The organism is Bacillus sp. 166amftsu, assembly GCF_900107445.1.
In the GTDB taxonomy this organism is placed as follows: Bacteria; Bacillota; Bacilli; order Bacillales; family Bacillaceae_G; genus Bacillus_A; species Bacillus_A arachidis.
Window position 1 is genome coordinate 129,908 of record NZ_FNQA01000007.1, and the last position, 16,845, is coordinate 146,752.

15 protein-coding genes, 2 other RNA genes, 2 pseudogenes and 2 riboswitches are annotated in these 16,845 nt (G+C 35.5%); of the genes and pseudogenes, 3 read left to right on the plus strand and 16 right to left on the minus strand.

Annotated elements, in window-relative coordinates; translation table 11 throughout:
• Positions 1-382: 382 nt before the first annotated feature.
• From BLV40_RS17690 to BLV40_RS17715, 6 genes are all read right to left on the minus strand, one after another.
• Positions 383-523 (minus strand): FbpB family small basic protein, encoded by a 141-nt coding sequence (locus BLV40_RS17690; RefSeq protein WP_081811017.1) that lies wholly within the window; start codon positions 521-523, stop codon positions 383-385.
• A 236-nt stretch (positions 524-759) separates the two neighbouring features.
• Complete coding sequence (locus BLV40_RS17695) at positions 760-1,626, minus strand: 5'-3' exonuclease (RefSeq protein WP_090692389.1); 867 nt, start codon at positions 1,624-1,626, stop codon at positions 760-762.
• 134 nt (positions 1,627-1,760) lie between these two features.
• Positions 1,761-2,492 (minus strand): P-type ATPase actuator domain-containing protein, encoded by a 732-nt coding sequence (locus tag BLV40_RS17700; RefSeq protein ID WP_090692393.1) that lies wholly within the window; start codon positions 2,490-2,492, stop codon positions 1,761-1,763.
• Positions 2,493-2,873: 381 nt separating this feature from the next.
• A riboswitch (M-box (ykoK) riboswitch) is annotated at positions 2,874-3,037 on the minus strand.
• 145 nt (positions 3,038-3,182) lie between these two features.
• Positions 3,183-3,569 carry a DUF350 domain-containing protein gene (locus BLV40_RS17705; RefSeq protein WP_026591804.1) on the minus strand — a complete coding sequence of 129 codons (387 nt, stop codon included), beginning with the start codon at positions 3,567-3,569 and terminating at the stop codon, positions 3,183-3,185.
• Positions 3,570-3,571: 2 nt separating this feature from the next.
• Positions 3,572-4,798 (minus strand): glutathionylspermidine synthase family protein, encoded by a 1,227-nt coding sequence (locus BLV40_RS17710; protein WP_090692397.1) that lies wholly within the window; start codon positions 4,796-4,798, stop codon positions 3,572-3,574.
• Between the two features lie 3 nt (positions 4,799-4,801).
• Positions 4,802-5,113, minus strand: coding sequence for a hypothetical protein (locus BLV40_RS17715; RefSeq protein WP_026591806.1), 312 nt, complete (start codon positions 5,111-5,113; stop codon positions 4,802-4,804).
• An 82-nt stretch (positions 5,114-5,195) separates the two neighbouring features.
• On the opposite strand from BLV40_RS17715, the gene BLV40_RS17720 reads away from it, so the two are divergent.
• A complete protein-coding gene (locus BLV40_RS17720) occupies positions 5,196-5,645 on the plus strand; it encodes a hypothetical protein (protein WP_090692399.1) in 450 nt (149 codons plus the stop codon).
• Between the two features lie 225 nt (positions 5,646-5,870).
• Here BLV40_RS17720 and ssrS (BLV40_RS17725) read toward each other — a convergent pair.
• From ssrS (BLV40_RS17725) to BLV40_RS17745, 5 genes are all read right to left on the minus strand, one after another.
• A non-coding RNA gene (gene ssrS, locus BLV40_RS17725) (6S RNA) lies at positions 5,871-6,054 on the minus strand.
• Between the two features lie 21 nt (positions 6,055-6,075).
• A non-coding RNA gene (gene ssrS / locus BLV40_RS17730) (6S RNA) lies at positions 6,076-6,258 on the minus strand.
• Between the two features lie 115 nt (positions 6,259-6,373).
• A complete protein-coding gene (locus BLV40_RS17735; RefSeq protein WP_090692402.1) occupies positions 6,374-7,207 on the minus strand; it encodes a sulfurtransferase in 834 nt (277 codons plus the stop codon).
• A gap of 2 nt (positions 7,208-7,209) precedes the next feature.
• The gene (locus BLV40_RS17740) at positions 7,210-7,482 is read right to left on the minus strand and encodes a DUF2533 family protein (protein ID WP_090692404.1); all 273 of its coding nucleotides are present in this window, start codon (positions 7,480-7,482) and stop codon (positions 7,210-7,212) included.
• A gap of 58 nt (positions 7,483-7,540) precedes the next feature.
• On the minus strand, positions 7,541-7,996 hold the full coding sequence (locus tag BLV40_RS17745; RefSeq protein WP_026591810.1) for a GNAT family N-acetyltransferase: 456 nt from the start codon (positions 7,994-7,996) through the stop codon (positions 7,541-7,543).
• A 71-nt stretch (positions 7,997-8,067) separates the two neighbouring features.
• Between BLV40_RS17745 and BLV40_RS17750 the strand changes: the two genes are divergently transcribed.
• Positions 8,068-8,322, plus strand: a complete 255-nt coding sequence (locus BLV40_RS17750; protein WP_000369734.1) for a DUF3931 domain-containing protein — start codon at positions 8,068-8,070, stop codon at positions 8,320-8,322.
• 6 nt (positions 8,323-8,328) lie between these two features.
• Here BLV40_RS17750 and BLV40_RS17755 read toward each other — a convergent pair whose 3' ends face one another.
• Complete coding sequence (locus BLV40_RS17755; protein WP_090692408.1) at positions 8,329-11,985, minus strand: dynamin family protein; 3,657 nt, start codon at positions 11,983-11,985, stop codon at positions 8,329-8,331.
• 491 nt (positions 11,986-12,476) lie between these two features.
• On the opposite strand from BLV40_RS17755, the gene BLV40_RS17765 reads away from it, so the two are divergent.
• The gene (locus tag BLV40_RS17765; RefSeq protein WP_090692411.1) at positions 12,477-13,643 is read left to right on the plus strand and encodes a DUF418 domain-containing protein; all 1,167 of its coding nucleotides are present in this window, start codon (positions 12,477-12,479) and stop codon (positions 13,641-13,643) included.
• A gap of 16 nt (positions 13,644-13,659) precedes the next feature.
• On the opposite strand, the gene pbuX is transcribed toward BLV40_RS17765, so the two are convergent.
• The 4 genes and pseudogenes from pbuX to BLV40_RS17785 all read right to left on the minus strand — a co-directional run.
• Positions 13,660-14,982, minus strand: a complete 1,323-nt coding sequence (pbuX, locus tag BLV40_RS17770; RefSeq protein WP_090692415.1) for a xanthine permease PbuX — start codon at positions 14,980-14,982, stop codon at positions 13,660-13,662.
• A 2-nt stretch (positions 14,983-14,984) separates the two neighbouring features.
• On the minus strand, positions 14,985-15,578 hold the full coding sequence (locus tag BLV40_RS17775; RefSeq protein ID WP_026591814.1) for a xanthine phosphoribosyltransferase: 594 nt from the start codon (positions 15,576-15,578) through the stop codon (positions 14,985-14,987).
• Positions 15,579-15,684: 106 nt separating this feature from the next.
• Positions 15,685-15,786, minus strand: a riboswitch (purine riboswitch).
• Positions 15,787-16,151: 365 nt separating this feature from the next.
• Positions 16,152-16,538, minus strand: a pseudogene (locus BLV40_RS17780) (IS4 family transposase); the annotation flags it as partial.
• Between the two features lie 143 nt (positions 16,539-16,681).
• A pseudogene (locus tag BLV40_RS17785) lies at positions 16,682-16,845 on the minus strand (group II intron reverse transcriptase/maturase); the annotation flags it as partial.

Consider the following 16,845-nt stretch of genomic DNA (forward strand, 5'->3'; position numbering starts at 1 on the left):
TACTAGCTTAATAAACTTATGTCTAAAGAAACTTGAACTTGTAATTACCTTCTGCTTTCATTCTTTCAAACTCTTCTTTATGCTCTACATACAAATGGACTTTTTCTACATCTCTCACTTTACAACCAACGCCCCTGATTGGAACATAACAGCAGAACCATACCTCTCTTGAAACCATTTCTGTTGTCTTAGTAACTTGAATTTTTTATTTATTATTCTTTTCTTTTTTGTTGATACTCAAAGAATGAGGTTACTCTCCCTCCTATTCAGTTACCCAAACTTTCTCCTTCTTTCTATACTTACAACCCTGTTCTTAAGTATGATCAATATATAAAACCCCTTCTCATAAAGAAAGGGGTTTTACATAATTTTATTATCTTATTCAGTTACTTGATACACGATACGATACATGCCTCTTTTCAATCTTTTCCTCTATTTCTCTTAAATTCTCTTTATCACTTAATAATAATTGTTTATTCTCTATCAATAATTGTTTAAAGGATTTTCTTATTTTCTTTCGCATAATTTTTTCCTCCTTCACTATTACAAATAACTTATCAAAGGATTATTTATATAAAAGATAAGTGATTATCTGTATAGTTTTATAATAAAAGATTCATGTGAAATCTGTTTGAATTCCAGATGAAAACTAAGTATTTTTTCTGACAACTCCATCAATTGAAAGAAGTTACATAAAAAATAACGTCTAATCAACATATACTTGATTAGACGTTATTTATAGTATAAAGCATTTCTTTTTTATAACATATTTATAAACATTTCGGGTCTTCCCCAGTTCATTTCTCCACAAACAAAACGTACTTTCTCTTCATCAATTGTATGCAAACCTTCCTCTAACAAACAGGAAATTGGAACTTCACAATGAATTCTTGCCAATTGTAATGATATATTTAAGTTTTCCAAATCATTTTCAATTTTTGTACGCTGTGCTTTCGTCAATGACGCTATATTTTCTAGTACTGCCGCTACTGTACCATGTTCTTGAATTAATTTATACGCTGTCTTCTCACCAATTCCTTTTACACCTGGGTAGTTATCACTCGTGTCTCCCATAAATGCTTTCGCATGAACGATTTGCCAAGGCTCTACGCCTTTTTCTTCCATAATCTTCTCTGGCGTATAATATTCATAGTTTCCGATTCCTTTACGAAGAAGCATTACGGTAACATTTGTATCAACAAGCTGTAATAAATCTGTATCACCTGTTAGAATATATACTTCCGCCTCACTAGCGTATTCTTTTGCTAACGTACCAATACAGTCATCAGCTTCATAGCCCTTCATTCCAATTACAGGAATAGATAACTGTGAAGTCATCTCTTGTACTAAATCAAATTGCGGAATCAATTCTTCTGGTGGCGCTGCACGGTTTGCTTTATAATTTGAGAACGATTCCGTTCGGAATGTCGTACTTCCCATATCCCAGCACGTTACAATATGCGTCGGTTCAATTGCTTGGGTTGCTGTTAATAAATGTTTCATATAACCATGAATCCCATTTGTTGGGGTACCGTCTTTTCTCTTCATAAATTGTCCATAAACACTTGTTGCGTAAAAAGCACGAAATAATAGTGCCATACCGTCAACTAACAATACTTTTTTCATAATTCCTCTCCTACTAACAAAAAATAATAACCTCACGTTATCTCGTAAGGTTATATAAATAGATTACCATTCTACGTTTTTGTTCAACTTTATCCATTATACAATGTTTTCATATATTTAGCACCATTAACAGCTCAAGATGTTTGACTACAGCATGTGTGGAGCAATCCAGAATACGTATTTTTACCTGTTGAAACGACTACAGCCTTCGCAGTTCCATTCACGATATGCGTGCCTTTAAAACATACATTTTCAAGTTGAATTGGATTGTAGTCTTTCATTCGTTTTAATGGAATAAAACGTTTGCGTTCAAGATGATAACAGCTTTCAAATTTCTCTACATTTGCTTCTTTTCCTGTCAACACCGATTCATTTACTAACAAATCTTCTGCATATATAATACGTACATCAGCTGGAACTATATCACCTGCTGACAGAAAAACCATGTCCCCTGGAACTAGCTCTTCAACTGGAAGTTTCATTATTTTTGATTCACTATTCTGACCTACAGATGTATATCCTTCTACCCTAGAAACAGTAACTGTTACAATCTCGCACTGATTGTAATTATGAACACGTTGCTTTGCAAAACCAGGAATCATTTCGCTTAATTTCATCATTACATCAGAAAAAATTGCTCGTTTTGAAGATAATTCATTTTTCCCGTACACATGAATACGCTTCTGTGCTTCTTTCATTGAAAGACCATCTCTTGTTGTTTTAAAATAAGCAAATACAGATTTGACATCTCTAGTTGCAATTTCAATTAACAAATCTTTATTTTGTTTTAATAGAGATTGTTCTTTCAACATTTTTTTGCTTTGTTTATGTGACATGTTACCCACAATTTTATTTACATATAACATATTACCGTCTCCTCCTTTACAACATAGGAAGAAACGCTTTGTTTCTCAATTTATCTCACTTTAATCACTCATATTTCTCTATAGCTTGTTAAAGTGTGCCACGTTCAACTCATCCTTATTTCAGCTCATAACTAGCTGAACGTTATCTTATGATAAATATAGAGGGAGGAACAAGTCGTTTCCTGCCTACATCATATATTTTTGTTTCGAAGTATATGGGTAACGGAACCGAGTCAGAATTTGACATGCTCCTCACCTCCCTTTTCATTTTTTAGTTAGTACTTATAATCACAGCTTGTTTATAAAAAGACCTCTACTCATAAGCGAGTAAAGGTCATTACATACATAAATAAGCGATTCCTAATCAACATAGAAATCCGCGAACCTCTCCCTCGCCGAGTTTTAGCACTGTATAGCATAGGTACGTTACCAGCTACGTTAAGAAAAACCTTAATTCGATCATTCCTGTTGACCCATTGGCGTCTCTCGACATTTTTGGGCAGTAGCATTTCTCTATACAGGAGCCTCACCTAACAGAGACTTATTTTTATTACATAGAAAATGTTACTCCTATTTAAAATAGATGTCAACACTTTGAATTCAAACTTTTTCCTTATTACGACAAGTATTTCCTAGAAAATGATTCAAGACAGAAATACACTTATTCTAATACTAATTGTTTAAGGTTTTTCAATATGTTAAACACCCAGCAATCACGATTCCGATAGAAATTGATAAAAACATAAGGAAAAGTCCAACAGCCTGGTTATCTTCTTCGATGCTTTGGTTGATATTAAAACGCGGTGTAAGCCATTCAGCTAAATAAAACACAATAATTTGCGCTAATACTCCAATCGCTCCCCATAAAACCATATCCATTAATGAAACAGAATGAGCAGCCGTAGAATACAAAACAATTGCAAGCCCAAGAAGTCTTCCTCCAAGTGCATAGCTTGCTGCTTTATTCCCTTTAGCCATTAATGAAAATTCCTTCACTTTTGTTGTCACTTCCATAAGAAAAAGACCAATACATAAAAGACCGATTGTAACTGCTAAATAAAGTAAGAAATTTATCATTTCTAATCCTCCTTTTTAATTCCTACAGGTAAATAATATGATTCATTCCCCGTAATTTTTTCACCAGCACGTATACCAATACTACTTGGCTTCCCAGCAATTAAAAATGATCCAAACACATACGACAGCTCTTCGATCCCCTTTTCAGTCTCAAGAGAAACAACAGGAAGCTTTAAATATTTTTGAAATATAGGAAGCTCTTTTTTATACGTTTGATATGAATTTTGATTAACAATATTAGTGTCTTTATCACGAATTGTAACCGTGTCGCCTTCTCTACCGAACGAAGGTTTTTGAACAAAAGAACTTTTTCCTAAAAACAGATCTGCTTCTAGGTAAGTAGGAAGCATATATTCTTTAATCCATTGTTGTTCCTCATTTGTATAAAAAGCACCTGCCTCCGCTAATCCCCAAATGATACATTGAACCGATTTCGGCTGCAGTAGAAAAGATGAAATCGGATTTATAATAAAAAGCTTTCCTTCCTTTACAAGCTGCAGTAATTCGATCCCTACAAGATCTCCAGTGTTAGGATCTTGGTCCTCAACTAAGTGTTCAATAGGATATGTCTGGCGATACAAAACATCAATTGGTACACCATCTCCGTCAAGTAAAGCATCTTCAGTAATTCTGAGTTCTGACATTGACACCACTTTGTTGCTAACCTGACATAGCTGACTCAAATACCGAGTTGTATTCCAATCTTCTATATGTTCATGATGGGCTGTAAAGACAACGTTTGGTCTTTCTATCCCTTTAACCGCTTCCATCACAGCTTTTGTGATACCAGAAGAGAGAAGACGTTCCTGTTTGTTGTTTGGGTCATGATACTCTAATTCTTTGCAGACCTCCCCATTCATTTGAAAGCATTCCATGATAAAAGTCGGAGTATCGCTATTAAACTCAAGCATTTTGATACCAGTATCTGTCATCGCAAAATCAAACCGTGAAATAATAGATTCAGGAAATAGAGATTTCATTCTAATAAAAGGCAGACTGGAAGAAGGAAAACCAAGTTCAAGAAGCTGAGCGTCAGACAAGGTCCGAAGAAGCCTAGCAGTCTTAAAAAATACTTTTCCCATTCGTTCCGTTGCTAATTGCAAATTTTGGATTGTTTGTTCTGTTATTTCAAAAACATGAAAAAGACTATATTCACTCCCGTATAAGTCGGACCAAAAGTGAGAGAACCTTGAATAAAATTCACTTCGTTTCTTTATGTAAAGCGACATAATTTAACCTCCGGATCCGCCCTTTGAACCGCTTCCAATTCCCCCTTTAAAATTGGACGAAGCTTGATAGGACTTAAATTCAGCAGAATTTTTGAAAGTTGATTTATTTTGATAATATCTACCACCGTAATAATAACCCCCATGATGACTTGAATGGCTGTCATCGCATCGCCACACGCCAAGTTCATCATCCCAATCCCAATCTGCACAACTCTTATCTTTTGGTTTTGAAGGGAGATCTTTTGTACAGCCTGATAAAGTACCAGCCATTAAAGATGTAAGAACACCCGTTACTAACCATTTGGTTTTTGTCACTTTCCAACGCCCCTTTATATATTATATTTTTATTATAAAAGAATTCATGATAAAGTAGAAGAAAAAGAAAGAGGGGTTACAAGTGCGGTTAGAATATCGACTCAATGATGAAGCAAAACAATATCCTGCTCTATGGAACTATGCCGATATTTCTGTGTCTGAAGCTGTCGCAAGGATGACCTGTGAGTACTTTGTTAAAGAAGGAGATACATACGTCGTAACAGCAACCTCGATGGATCCCGATGGAACAGCAGTATTATATGTGCAAAAAAAAACATTTTTCAACGACCCTTCAGAATCCACATATTCCCATATAGGTTTTGAGATTAGAGAATTACTAGGAGAAAATTCGATTTTAATAGAAAGTAAAGATGTATGGAACCATGACGAGATTGTAACGTATCTCCATTCAGATATTTTGTACGTTCAAAAAGACGGAATATTTATGGAATTCACCCTAGACTCCAGAGAGATTGATGAAGATCGAAAATGCTATGTTTATTATGGAAATTTCACAGGTGAACACAGATAAAGTGAAACTTTAATTCGTGGGGCCACTGATTATCAGCCCTCGCGAATCAGGCTGTTACGGGCAGTTAATGCGGGGTAACAATCAAATGAATTCCCACCATTTGGAGTCTATTTGATTTCTACTATTTTTATGCTTTCCACACAATGAAATTGCAATCATTTCTAACATACCGAAAAAGGGCTCCTACAACAAAAAAACCTTACGTATAAAACGTAAGGTTTTTTATATAGCCCCACACATGCCGTTCTCTCTAGATGTCCATAAACCTGCTCTCACAGGTGGATGTTCTCATAAATGCTTTCAGCTTCCTTCTTAAAAAGATGGCATGCTGTTTACATTTAGATATTGAACTTCCGTATTATACTCATTGGTTTAAGACATACATAAGCTACGTACACCGTAGGAATTTTATTTAATGTTAGTTGAAATAAGACCCCCGCACGTGCCGTCACTCGTAAATGTCCAAAAACCCGCTACTCGCAGGTGGATGCCCTCACAGCTACCGTACATCTTCCTCCACAAGGAAGGCTTGATGATGGTCACTAAATATTGAGCTTCCGTATAACTAACATCGGTTTTAGACATAAATAAGTTACGTACACCGCAGGATGTTTTATTTACTTGTCGCTATCTTATCACATTGCATGCAATGTGTAAAATGTAATGTTTTGAAGTAATTTCTTACTTGTGACCTTATTTTAATACAAAATATTTTTACATGCAAGAGGTTACTGTCCTTCTTTTACAATTTGGTTTTCTGGATAAGAAATCCAATCACTCCAGCTTCCAGCATATAACTTCACATTACGAAAACCAGCTGTTTGTAACGCTAATATATTCGGACATGCTGTTACACCAGATCCACAATAGACAATTGTTTCTTTCTCTTTATTAAGATGATGGAACCGTTCTTCTTGCTCATTTTTATTTTTGAACTGACCTTCCGCCGTGATTCCATCTTTCCAAAAATAATTTTCTGCTGTCGGAATGTGACCAGCTTTAGGATCAACAAGTTCTTCGACACCAGCATAACGTCTTGGCTCTCTCGAATCAATTAACGTAACATCTGCATTTGTACGAATTTTTTCTTTCACATCTTCCATCGTTACCAGCATGTTATCTTGTACATTCGGTATGAATTTTTTCCGTTCAATAGTTGGAGCTTCTGCTGTTATAGATAAATTTTGTTCTTTCCAAGCAGGAAAACCACCATTTAACAAATATGTTTTTTGATGCCCTACATATGTTAATAGCCACCATAAACGCGAAGCCATTGCACCTGCTTGACTGTCATATGCAACTACTGTCGTATGTTCATCAATACCAGCTTGAGAAAGCTTTTCAGCAAAATCCTGAATATCTGGAAGTGGATGACGACCGCCATGCTCCGTAATAGAACTGGATAAATCAAGATTCAAATCAAAATATAGCGCATGAGGAATATGTTCTTTTTCATACTGTTCTCTTCCCCAATTTGGATTAGCCAAGTCAAAACGACAATCGACTATGCGGACATGTTCATCTTCTATATGATCACGTAACCATTCGACTGTAACAATCATACTTAACGACCTTCTTTCTCTTGCAGGCGACCTACATACTCCATAACCATATCTTCTGTTACAATTTTACGTTGTGGTGCAACACCTCGTTTAGCAAGGTTATTAATTTGTTTCGTTACCATATTAATCGCATCTACTGAGAAATGTTTTCCATTTGATGCGAGTGCTACTGCCGCTTCAATTGCTGCTTCACGCTGTGCTTCTAGCTGTAAAAATGTTGTCACAATTTCATTTTGTTTACGAGAATGTGCTGTAATTGCTTTATGTACTTCCATCTTCTCTTCCCCCTAAATAATTTATATTTTCTTGCCAAATAACTTCATAAAAAAATGATTAGAGTTCCATTGTAAGCCGAATCATATCTCGGCATACAATTCCATTTTCAATAATCTCTTCTTCATAATGCTTCGAAAAGTAATCAAAATCAATAGAAAAAATACGAAAACCACATTTTTGATAGAAAGCAAGCTGTGAAATACTAGAATTCCCTGTCCCTACTTCAAGATTATGCATGTGTTTTTCTTTGGCAGTTATAATTGCGTGCTGTAATAATTGTTTTCCAATCCCTTTTCCTTGTACTTCTTCAGAAACAGCGATATTCATAATTTCCATTGTTTGTGGTCTTGTCTCAAGCAATACATATACACCTATAACCTTTCCTGCCACTTTTGCAACATGGATAAGGCCGCGCTGCAAATATGCATGAATTTGCACATCACTTGGATCGGCGAGTAATAGCAATGATTTCGGTGCTATCTCTTTAGATATGTGTTCTATTACAATCTCCATAAAATTTCCCCTTTCCCTCTTGTTCTAAACCCTCCTTGTCTACCATAAGTAATACAAAGGAGGGATTCACCATGGACAACAATGAGAAAAAGTGCAACGTCATCTCGATTGATGGAAAGAAAAAGAAAAACGGAACATATTCCCACCCAAAATTAGTTGTAGATGGAAAAACATATGAGTTTTCTTCGTTCGTCTTATGCGGTGAAACACCAGATGGCAGACGCTTGGTTCTTACCCATATGATTTCTACAGATGAATTTGCAGGATTCGTAAAATCATTGGATGCTGTACTGCAAAAGAAAATTGAACGAATCTTTTTTTCATAGAGCTTTTCAAATATGAATTTCCTTTTCGATTGCTGTTAACCGTTTCCGCAATTGTTCCTTACTTTGTTCATATAGCGCTACATCGATTGTTTCCGCTAAAGCAAATAATACACTTGCATAATACTGCTTAACATCTTCCTGCATGACTTTTTTGAATGCATCCCATTTCAATTCCCATTCTTGTTTATAGTGCTGGATAAATATCTCTTCTTCATCAGCTACATATTGAGATACGACGGGCTCAAGTGATTCCTTTGTATCTTCCTGCATTGCTGCTTTATCATTTTTTTCAAAGAAGCTTTTCTCATTTTTGAAATGAGATAATGCCTTTTTAAAATGTTTTATTTCTATAGTAGGAAACGGCTCTTTATGCGTAATAATTTGGCATTCGTAATCTGCTGTCCCATTCATAGAAATAGATTCATTTTCCAACTTACATTTCACCGCGATTTCATTCCTTGCACGTTGCATCGCTTCATCGATCCATTTTTCAAGACGTAGTGATGTTGCTCGCATTTCCTGTAATAAATCATACTGAATAAAGGCTACAAGTTCCATGAGACATTCTTGCAGTTTCATTTTCACATTTCCATCTGTTCGAAGGGATGCTGGGTTAATAAATTCAGTAAATACATCGTTATAACGTAAAAATAGACGTTGCTCCACATAATATAACAGTTCTTTTACTTCATTTTGCATTGCTTGCTCTTCTGCAAGTACACTATACGATGAAATAATATGAAGTAGCTGCTCACGTTCTGCTTCATATTTTTTTATTTGTTTTTCTTTTTCATCATTTCCTTGCTTTGCTCCTTGTATCATATTTGCCAGAAGCTGATCTGCGCTTTGCAATGCGTTATATAAAGAATGGATAGATACAAGCATTAAATCATTCATCATAAAGGATGTGAATGATTCTTCAAACTTTGCAATCCCCGAATTTTCCAAAATACCATACTTTTCTTTTGCAATACTCTTTCCTTGTTTCTCCTCAAGTGCACATAAGCTTGAAATTGCAAAGAGACGTGGATTGCGAATACCATACTGTAGGAGTTGATCTGCAATATATCCTTTCACCATTTCCAACTCATCTTGAGATTGCGCTAAGTCTGCCGCATTAATTAAGAAGAACATTTTATCAAGCGCAAATGTATCTTTCACGCGACCAAGCTGAATTAAAAATTCACGATCCGCTCTTGAAAAGACATGATTGTAATACGTTACAAATAAAATCGCATCAGCATTTTTAATATATTGGAATGCAACATCCGTATGGCGGGCATTAATAGAATCTGCTCCTGGTGTATCAACAAGAGCGACTCCTTGTCTCGTTAAAGCACAATCATAGTACAATTCCATATATTCAACAAAACATGATTTCTCTTCATTCGCTACATAATCAGAGAATTCTTCTAACGTAACTTGTACTTGTTCCCCCAAGTTATTAGAAACTGCCTGATATCCCCTCTGCACCGCACGTAAAAAACTAAACGTTGTTTTTTGTTTTCCACTTGGTGATGGATATTTCAAAATCGTATCTATTTGTGATAACGCTTCTTCAAATGTCTCAATTTCATAATGAAACAATTTATAAACAGCTTTCATATCTTCTAATAACGCTTGCTCTGATTTAAATTGAACAACTACTGTACCGTGAGGCTTTTCTTCTGTAATCGGTAAAATTTGATTAATCGTCGCCGTTGTCGGATTTGGAGACACTGGGAGTACATTTTCACCAAGCAATGCATTTGCAAATGATGATTTCCCTGCACTAAAGGCTCCAAATAGCGCTACTGTAAATTGTTTCGTTTCAACACGTTTTCTTTTCCCAACAACTTCTTGATGCAAGTGTTGCAGCGCCTGCAGAGGTTCTAATACCGTTTCCGCACCCTTTACTTGTTCTAATATACGTTGAATATTTAATGTTGCTGTTGTTTTGATATTTTCTTCATGATAAGAAATGCTCTCATCTTGTATCTCTTGTTCTAGTAATCTAAACTTCTCATTTACAACCTGTTTCTTCCCTTGTAATACTTCTTCTATTTGCAATCCATCTGGTACAGATACATGACCTGCCCAAATGCCTTGTAAGTAATTCTCGTATTCATCATACGCTTTAATGTATTGTAATTTTGTTTCTTTTGCTGTCTGTAACATAGTATATTGCTCAATTTCTTGTTCAATATGAGCAATCTCATTCTTCATCTTTTGCTGTAAAACGCTCGTACTTTTTTCGAAAACTTGCTGTGCTTTCATAAAGTATCTTTTCTTTAACTCATTGGCAACATCAGCTGTATAAAGAAGTAAGTAATCTCCTGTAAACCCTGCACCTTGTTTAATGGTTTCTGCTAATAATTCAGGGTCAAAAGAAATTTGCAGTGCATATATCTCTTTTCCGACTTCTTCCGTAAACATCTCTTCATCTTTTAAGAAAGCTACAATAAATTCTTTCACATGAAAATCAATCTGTGTCTCAACGGTCTTCCCTAGTGCTGAATAAAATGCATCTAGACGCCTTTGTTTCTCTTGCTCTGTTTTTCCTTTTGCAAATAGCAAACCAACTTTAAATTTTGTTAGTTTCGTTTCTAAATATTGATTTGCTAGCTCCCTCATTTCAAACGGCATTAAGTAAGCGTTATCTAATATCGCTTGCAAACCTTTAATAAATTCATTTTTCACGTCCGATTCTTTACCAGCCACGCGTCGTTTATTTTCAATAAGCTCTTCTTTCTTTTCCGTCACATCTTCGAGCGGCAGAGGTGATGCTAATTCTTTTTGATAGGGCATTAATTGTTTTTCATTTTCTGAAAGAACGAATGAAAAATGCTCTTGTAATAAGTATTCTGTTTCCCTTTCCATACCATTTTTCACATATTGCTCACGCTCTTTCATAATAGAAGAAAGCAATCCCTCTAATCGTTTTATTTCATTATGCGAATGGTTCATCATTCGTAAAGAAGTATAAAAAATGCCGTCTACTTCAATATCCCAGTTAGAAAAAGATTGGCTCACACTTTTCGTATAACTCTCAAATGATAACTCTCTTTCTTTATGCTTATCGATTTGGTTGATAACAAGATAAACCGTTTTATTACGCTGCTTCAATTCTTTCACAAATTGCAAGTTCACTTCAGACTGCACATGATTATAGTCCATCATGTAAAAAATAACATCTGCAAGATGGAGCGTTGATTCTGTTGCTAATTGATGTGCATCATCTGTCGAATCAATTCCAGGTGTATCAACAAGCATAACGCCATCAGGAATCGGTGCATCATTTCGATAAATATGAACACCAATTATTTCATCACCATTTTTACAAAGTTGCTTCAATTCCTCCGCTGAGTATGCACCATCATATTCATAATGCTCTCCAGATTTCACTGTCACAACAACACGGTCCTGTCCCTTTTCAATTTTAACAACATTCGCGCTTGTCGGAATCGGACTTGTTGGCAATAACTGAGCTTTATATAAGTGATTCATCATTGTCGATTTCCCAGCAGAAAAGTGACCACAAAAAGCAATCATAAGTTGCTCTTGTTTATATTTTTGAATTACTTCAAATAACTTCAAGCTATTTTCAATGTCGCCGTGCTTCTGCCATTCTTCATAAAAACAAACAAGTTTTTGTATACTGTTTGTCTGTACTATGTTTGTCATCCCCTTGTTCCCCTTTATTCCATGATGTATTTACCCTATTATCATACTAAATTTTCAGGATATTCTCATTAAAAATAAAAAATCCCTTTCATTCTTTTTAACAGATGAAAGGGATTCTATGTAAGTTTGTTCATTTTGTTGCTCCGACTTCATTTAACACATATTTTGTAACAATAGCATACACAGCAACTGTTCCTGCAACAAATGCATATACCATATTTAGCACACCAACCTTTTTTTGATAATGATTATCACTTTTGAGTACATTTTATCATTAAAGAGAATCATTATCAATATTATTTTCTAAAAAAGAAGTTCCTTGAAAACAAGGAACTTCTTTACTACCTGTTTTAAAGGAGTGAACAACTTGTTGTGCAACTTTATTATATCTCATAATAAACATCTTAACAGTTCCAAAATTTAGGAACACCTCTATCTCCATTCCTTTACATTTTGTATAATAAAAGAGATTTACCTAAAGGAGGAAAAAAATGGCGCAAAACATTTCACAAAGCGAGAGGATTCATTCGATTGATATTATTAGAGGGGTTGCTGTATTTGGTATTTTTCTTGTTAACTGGCCTGTTATTGCTGGTGTTGACTCTCGTGATATTACAGGCAGTTACGAAGGAATAGACAGTTATGTTCGTTTGTTTTATGACATGTTTATTCAAACGAAATTTTATACTATTTTTTCCTTTTTGTTCGGACTAGGCTTTTTCATTTTTATGCAGCGTGCTGAAGCAAAAACAGCTCATCCAAAAATATTATTCATTCGTCGACTCCTCATTTTATTATTATTCGGCTTCTTACATTACGTCCTTTTATGGGATGGTGATATTTTACATACTTATGCAATCTCAGGATTTTTCTTGTTATTATTTTATAAGAGACAACCACACACCATTTTGGTATGTTCATTCATTCTATTAACTCTTTTCCAACTTTTCATATTAGTAACCAGTGTCATAATTGCGTTTGTGCCAATAGAAGAATTAACATCATCCCTACCAATTATGCCTTTAGAAAACTGGAGGTTACAAGTACAAGATCGCTTTCACGCCTTTTATTCTGAATCAATCTGGTTAAATATTTCAATGCTACCAGAAACAGTTGGATTGTTCTTGCTCGGCTTATATGCTGGCAAAAAAGACATGTTCCGCCGAACAAAAGAATTAGATTCAAAGCTAAAAAAATGGCAAATGATTATGTTTATCTTAACACTTCCAATGTGGTTCTTTATGATCCGTTACTTTGTAACAAAACAACCTTATGAACCAATCTACATGAGTGGTTTTACGATGTTTAGTGGTAAAACTTTATTTATATTCTACATTTTCACACTGATGCGTTTATTACAGAAGGAAAGATGGCAAAAGTTATTACGACCATTTCAATTTGTAGGACGTATGGCTCTAACGAATTACATTTCGCATACAATTATCACACTCGTTGTATTTGGTCTAGTTTTCAAAAATTCCTTACCGGTTCCATTATGGATAGGTCCACTGTTTTGTATCGGTTTTTATACAATACAAATCTTTATTAGTCGCTGGTGGCTCTCTCATTATCAGTACGGTCCGCTTGAATATATTTGGCGCCTAGGTACGTATGGGAAATTGATGCCACTAAAAAAGAAAAGCAAGGTTTCTCAATGAGAACCTTGCTTTTTACTTATGCCTCTCTTACAGCACTTTGCATGGGAACTTGCTCTTCTTTTGTTTTCGCTTTGCGCTGCGGAACCATATTAAATACAATATTTAAAAGTACAGCTGACGCACTTCCAAGTACAATTCCGTTATCTGTTAAAATACGAACGCTTTCTGGAAGCTGAGAGAATAACGTTGGAACGACTGTTACCCCAAGTCCAATACCAACAGAGCATGCTACAATTAATAAATTTTCTTGTTTTGCAAAATCTACACTGCTTAGCATTTTAATACCGTATGCCATAACCATACCAAACATTGCTAGCATAGCACCACCAAGCACTGGCTTCGGAATAATTGTTGTAATCGCTGCAATCTTAGGAATAAAACCAAGAACGATTAGCATACCACCGCATGTATAAATGATAACGCGATTACGTACCCCTGTTAATTGGACAAGACCTACGTTTTGAGAATAAGTCGTATATGGAAATGCATTAAAAATACCACCTAGGACCATCGCTAACCCTTCGGCACGATAGCCCTTTGTTAACTCTTTTTCACCGATCTTTTTATTACAAATATCCGATAAGGCAAAATACACACCAGTTGCTTCCACAATCCCAACGCAAGCAACAAGAATCATCGTAATAACCGGCGTTAATTCAAATGTTGGTGTGCCAAAGTAAAATGGCTGAATACCGTGAAACCAGTCTGCTTCGCCAACAGCTTGGAAGCTCACCTTTCCCATAAATGCTGCAATAATTGTACCAAATAAAAGCCCTAATAATATCGAAATAGAACGGATAAAACCATCAAAAAAGCGGTACATGAGTATAATAAATAGTAATACACCAAATGCTAATGCTAAATTTTCAAGACTACCAAAATCTTTACTTCCAACTCCCCCGGCCATGTCATTAATAGCTGCTGGAACTAATGTAATTCCAATCACTGTAACGACAGAACCCGTTACAACAGGCGGGAACAGTTTCACAAGCTTTCCAAATAGCTTTGCAAAAACAACAACAAATAATCCCGCTGCAATAATTGCTCCATATATAGAAGAAACACCGTATTGTTTACCGATAGCAATCATCGGTCCCACCGCTGTAAATGTACAACCGAGTACAACAGGAAGGCCAATTCCAAAAAAACGATTCGATAAAGCTTGTAAAATCGTTGCGACACCACACATTAATAAATCGATGGATACTAAGTATGTTAATTCTTGTTGATTTAAGCCAAGTCCCCCGCCGACAATAAGCGGAACAATTATTGCTCCTGCATACATCGCAAGCATATGCTGAATGCCAAGGGATGCGATTTTAAATGGGTGTTGCTTCATGACTATTTCACCTCCGCAGTCTCATGCTGAACAAATGTAACAGTACCGTTATCAAGTGATGCAATTTCTGCAAGTGATTCTACACGAACACCGCTCTCACGTAGTTTCTTTCCTCCATCTTGAAATGCTTTTTCAATTACAATTCCAATTCCAGCAATACTTGCACCAGCCTGTTCAACTAAACTCATTAAGCCTAAGGCTGCCTGACCGTTTGCTAAAAAGTCATCAATGATTAATACACGATCACTTTCATTGATATGATTTCTAGATAATGAAATCTCATTCGTTTCTTGTTTTGTAAATGAGTATACTTTCGCAACATACATATTATCTTGTAATGTTAACGATTTACGCTTTCTTGCAAAGATTACTTTTACACCAAGCTCTAAAGCTGCCATAACTGCCGGCGCAATTCCTGAAGATTCAATCGTCACGATTTTTGTAATGTTCTCTTCTTTAAAACGCTGCGCAAACTCTTTTCCAATTTCTTGCATAAGTACTGGATCAATTTGATGATTTAAAAATGCATCTACTTTTAATACATCACCAGATAAAACCGTTCCTTCATTTAAAATCTTTTCTTGTAATACTTTCATGTTTGTTCCTCCTCTTATGCAATAAAAAAACTCTAAAAGCCGCTACCACTCGTTACAAGTGAGAGACGCGCTTTTAGAGCTTCGCAAAAAAGAATGCTAAACCAGCAATATATTCGTCCTCACTCATAGTCGAAGTATTTACGGTACTTCGGTAGAAACTTGCAGGCCATATCCCCGCGATTATATGAGTGTAGCTAACCTATTTATTTTATAGAAGGATTATAACGCACTTTTTTTATTTTGAAAAGCATTTCTAGGAAAAAACACGTACAAATTTGATTAAAATATCTTTTTCGTTCGAGTTTTGAAACCTCTTACATCTTGTATTTTTCTACTATGGGCTCATAAAATAACTAGCCCATCTTATGTAATTGCTATTATTCCCCCTCTATCCATACACTTTATACTCCCCTTGATATAAATTTCCCAAGTTAAATCCTACACCCCATGCCCATCAACCTAAGCTTATATAAGTTTAATTTCAGGTGAGATTTTTTCTTTTTTCTAGAGATCCAGTGTAAGTTCTTTAAAGATTTGCATACCAAATAAACCTATCAGGTTTCATTTTTTTGATTACGCTACATGATTGTGAGACATAGAAAAGTTGTATACGACGCTTAAGATATCAAAGACTGTTTTCTTCTCATACCTATGGGATTTTCGGCCGTTTTTCTGTAAGAGATTAAACAGACGAAACAATATCTTTATTAATTCTTGAGTGTTTTCTTGTAAAGATTGATAAATAAGTGAAAAATAATCTTTTATGATATAAATCGCTTTATATTCACTTAATTCTCGTTTCTTCTTGATGAGGAGTAATTGGCGCATTTGAAACATGGTGGAAGAACAAAGAAGGATACTTATTAATTGTCCGTATAAGTGGCACTCTAGTCGTTCTAATTTTACAGAATTACAGTGATGAATACGAAAAAATGATTTCCATGTTTTAAATATCAGTTGTCGGGTAAAAGACTGGCGCGGTATCAATTGTGGCCCGTCTCCAGCCTCTCCCCATAAGAACTGCTCGTGAGGTTTTCCCTCAAGCAGCTCACCCCATAAACTTCATCAAAAGGGTTATGAGACCTATCAAAGGGCAGACACTTTCATCGGTAACTCTCTGCACTTTTCAGGGGAAGGACTTTCCAATCCCAGTAGAGCCCCAGTACACCATAGAGATATTCGTTACTCCATCTCTGCCATCCGATGCTACGCTTTCGTCGTCGTTTCCTTCTTGTTAATAGCGTGCGAATTTTCATCTCCGTATAGT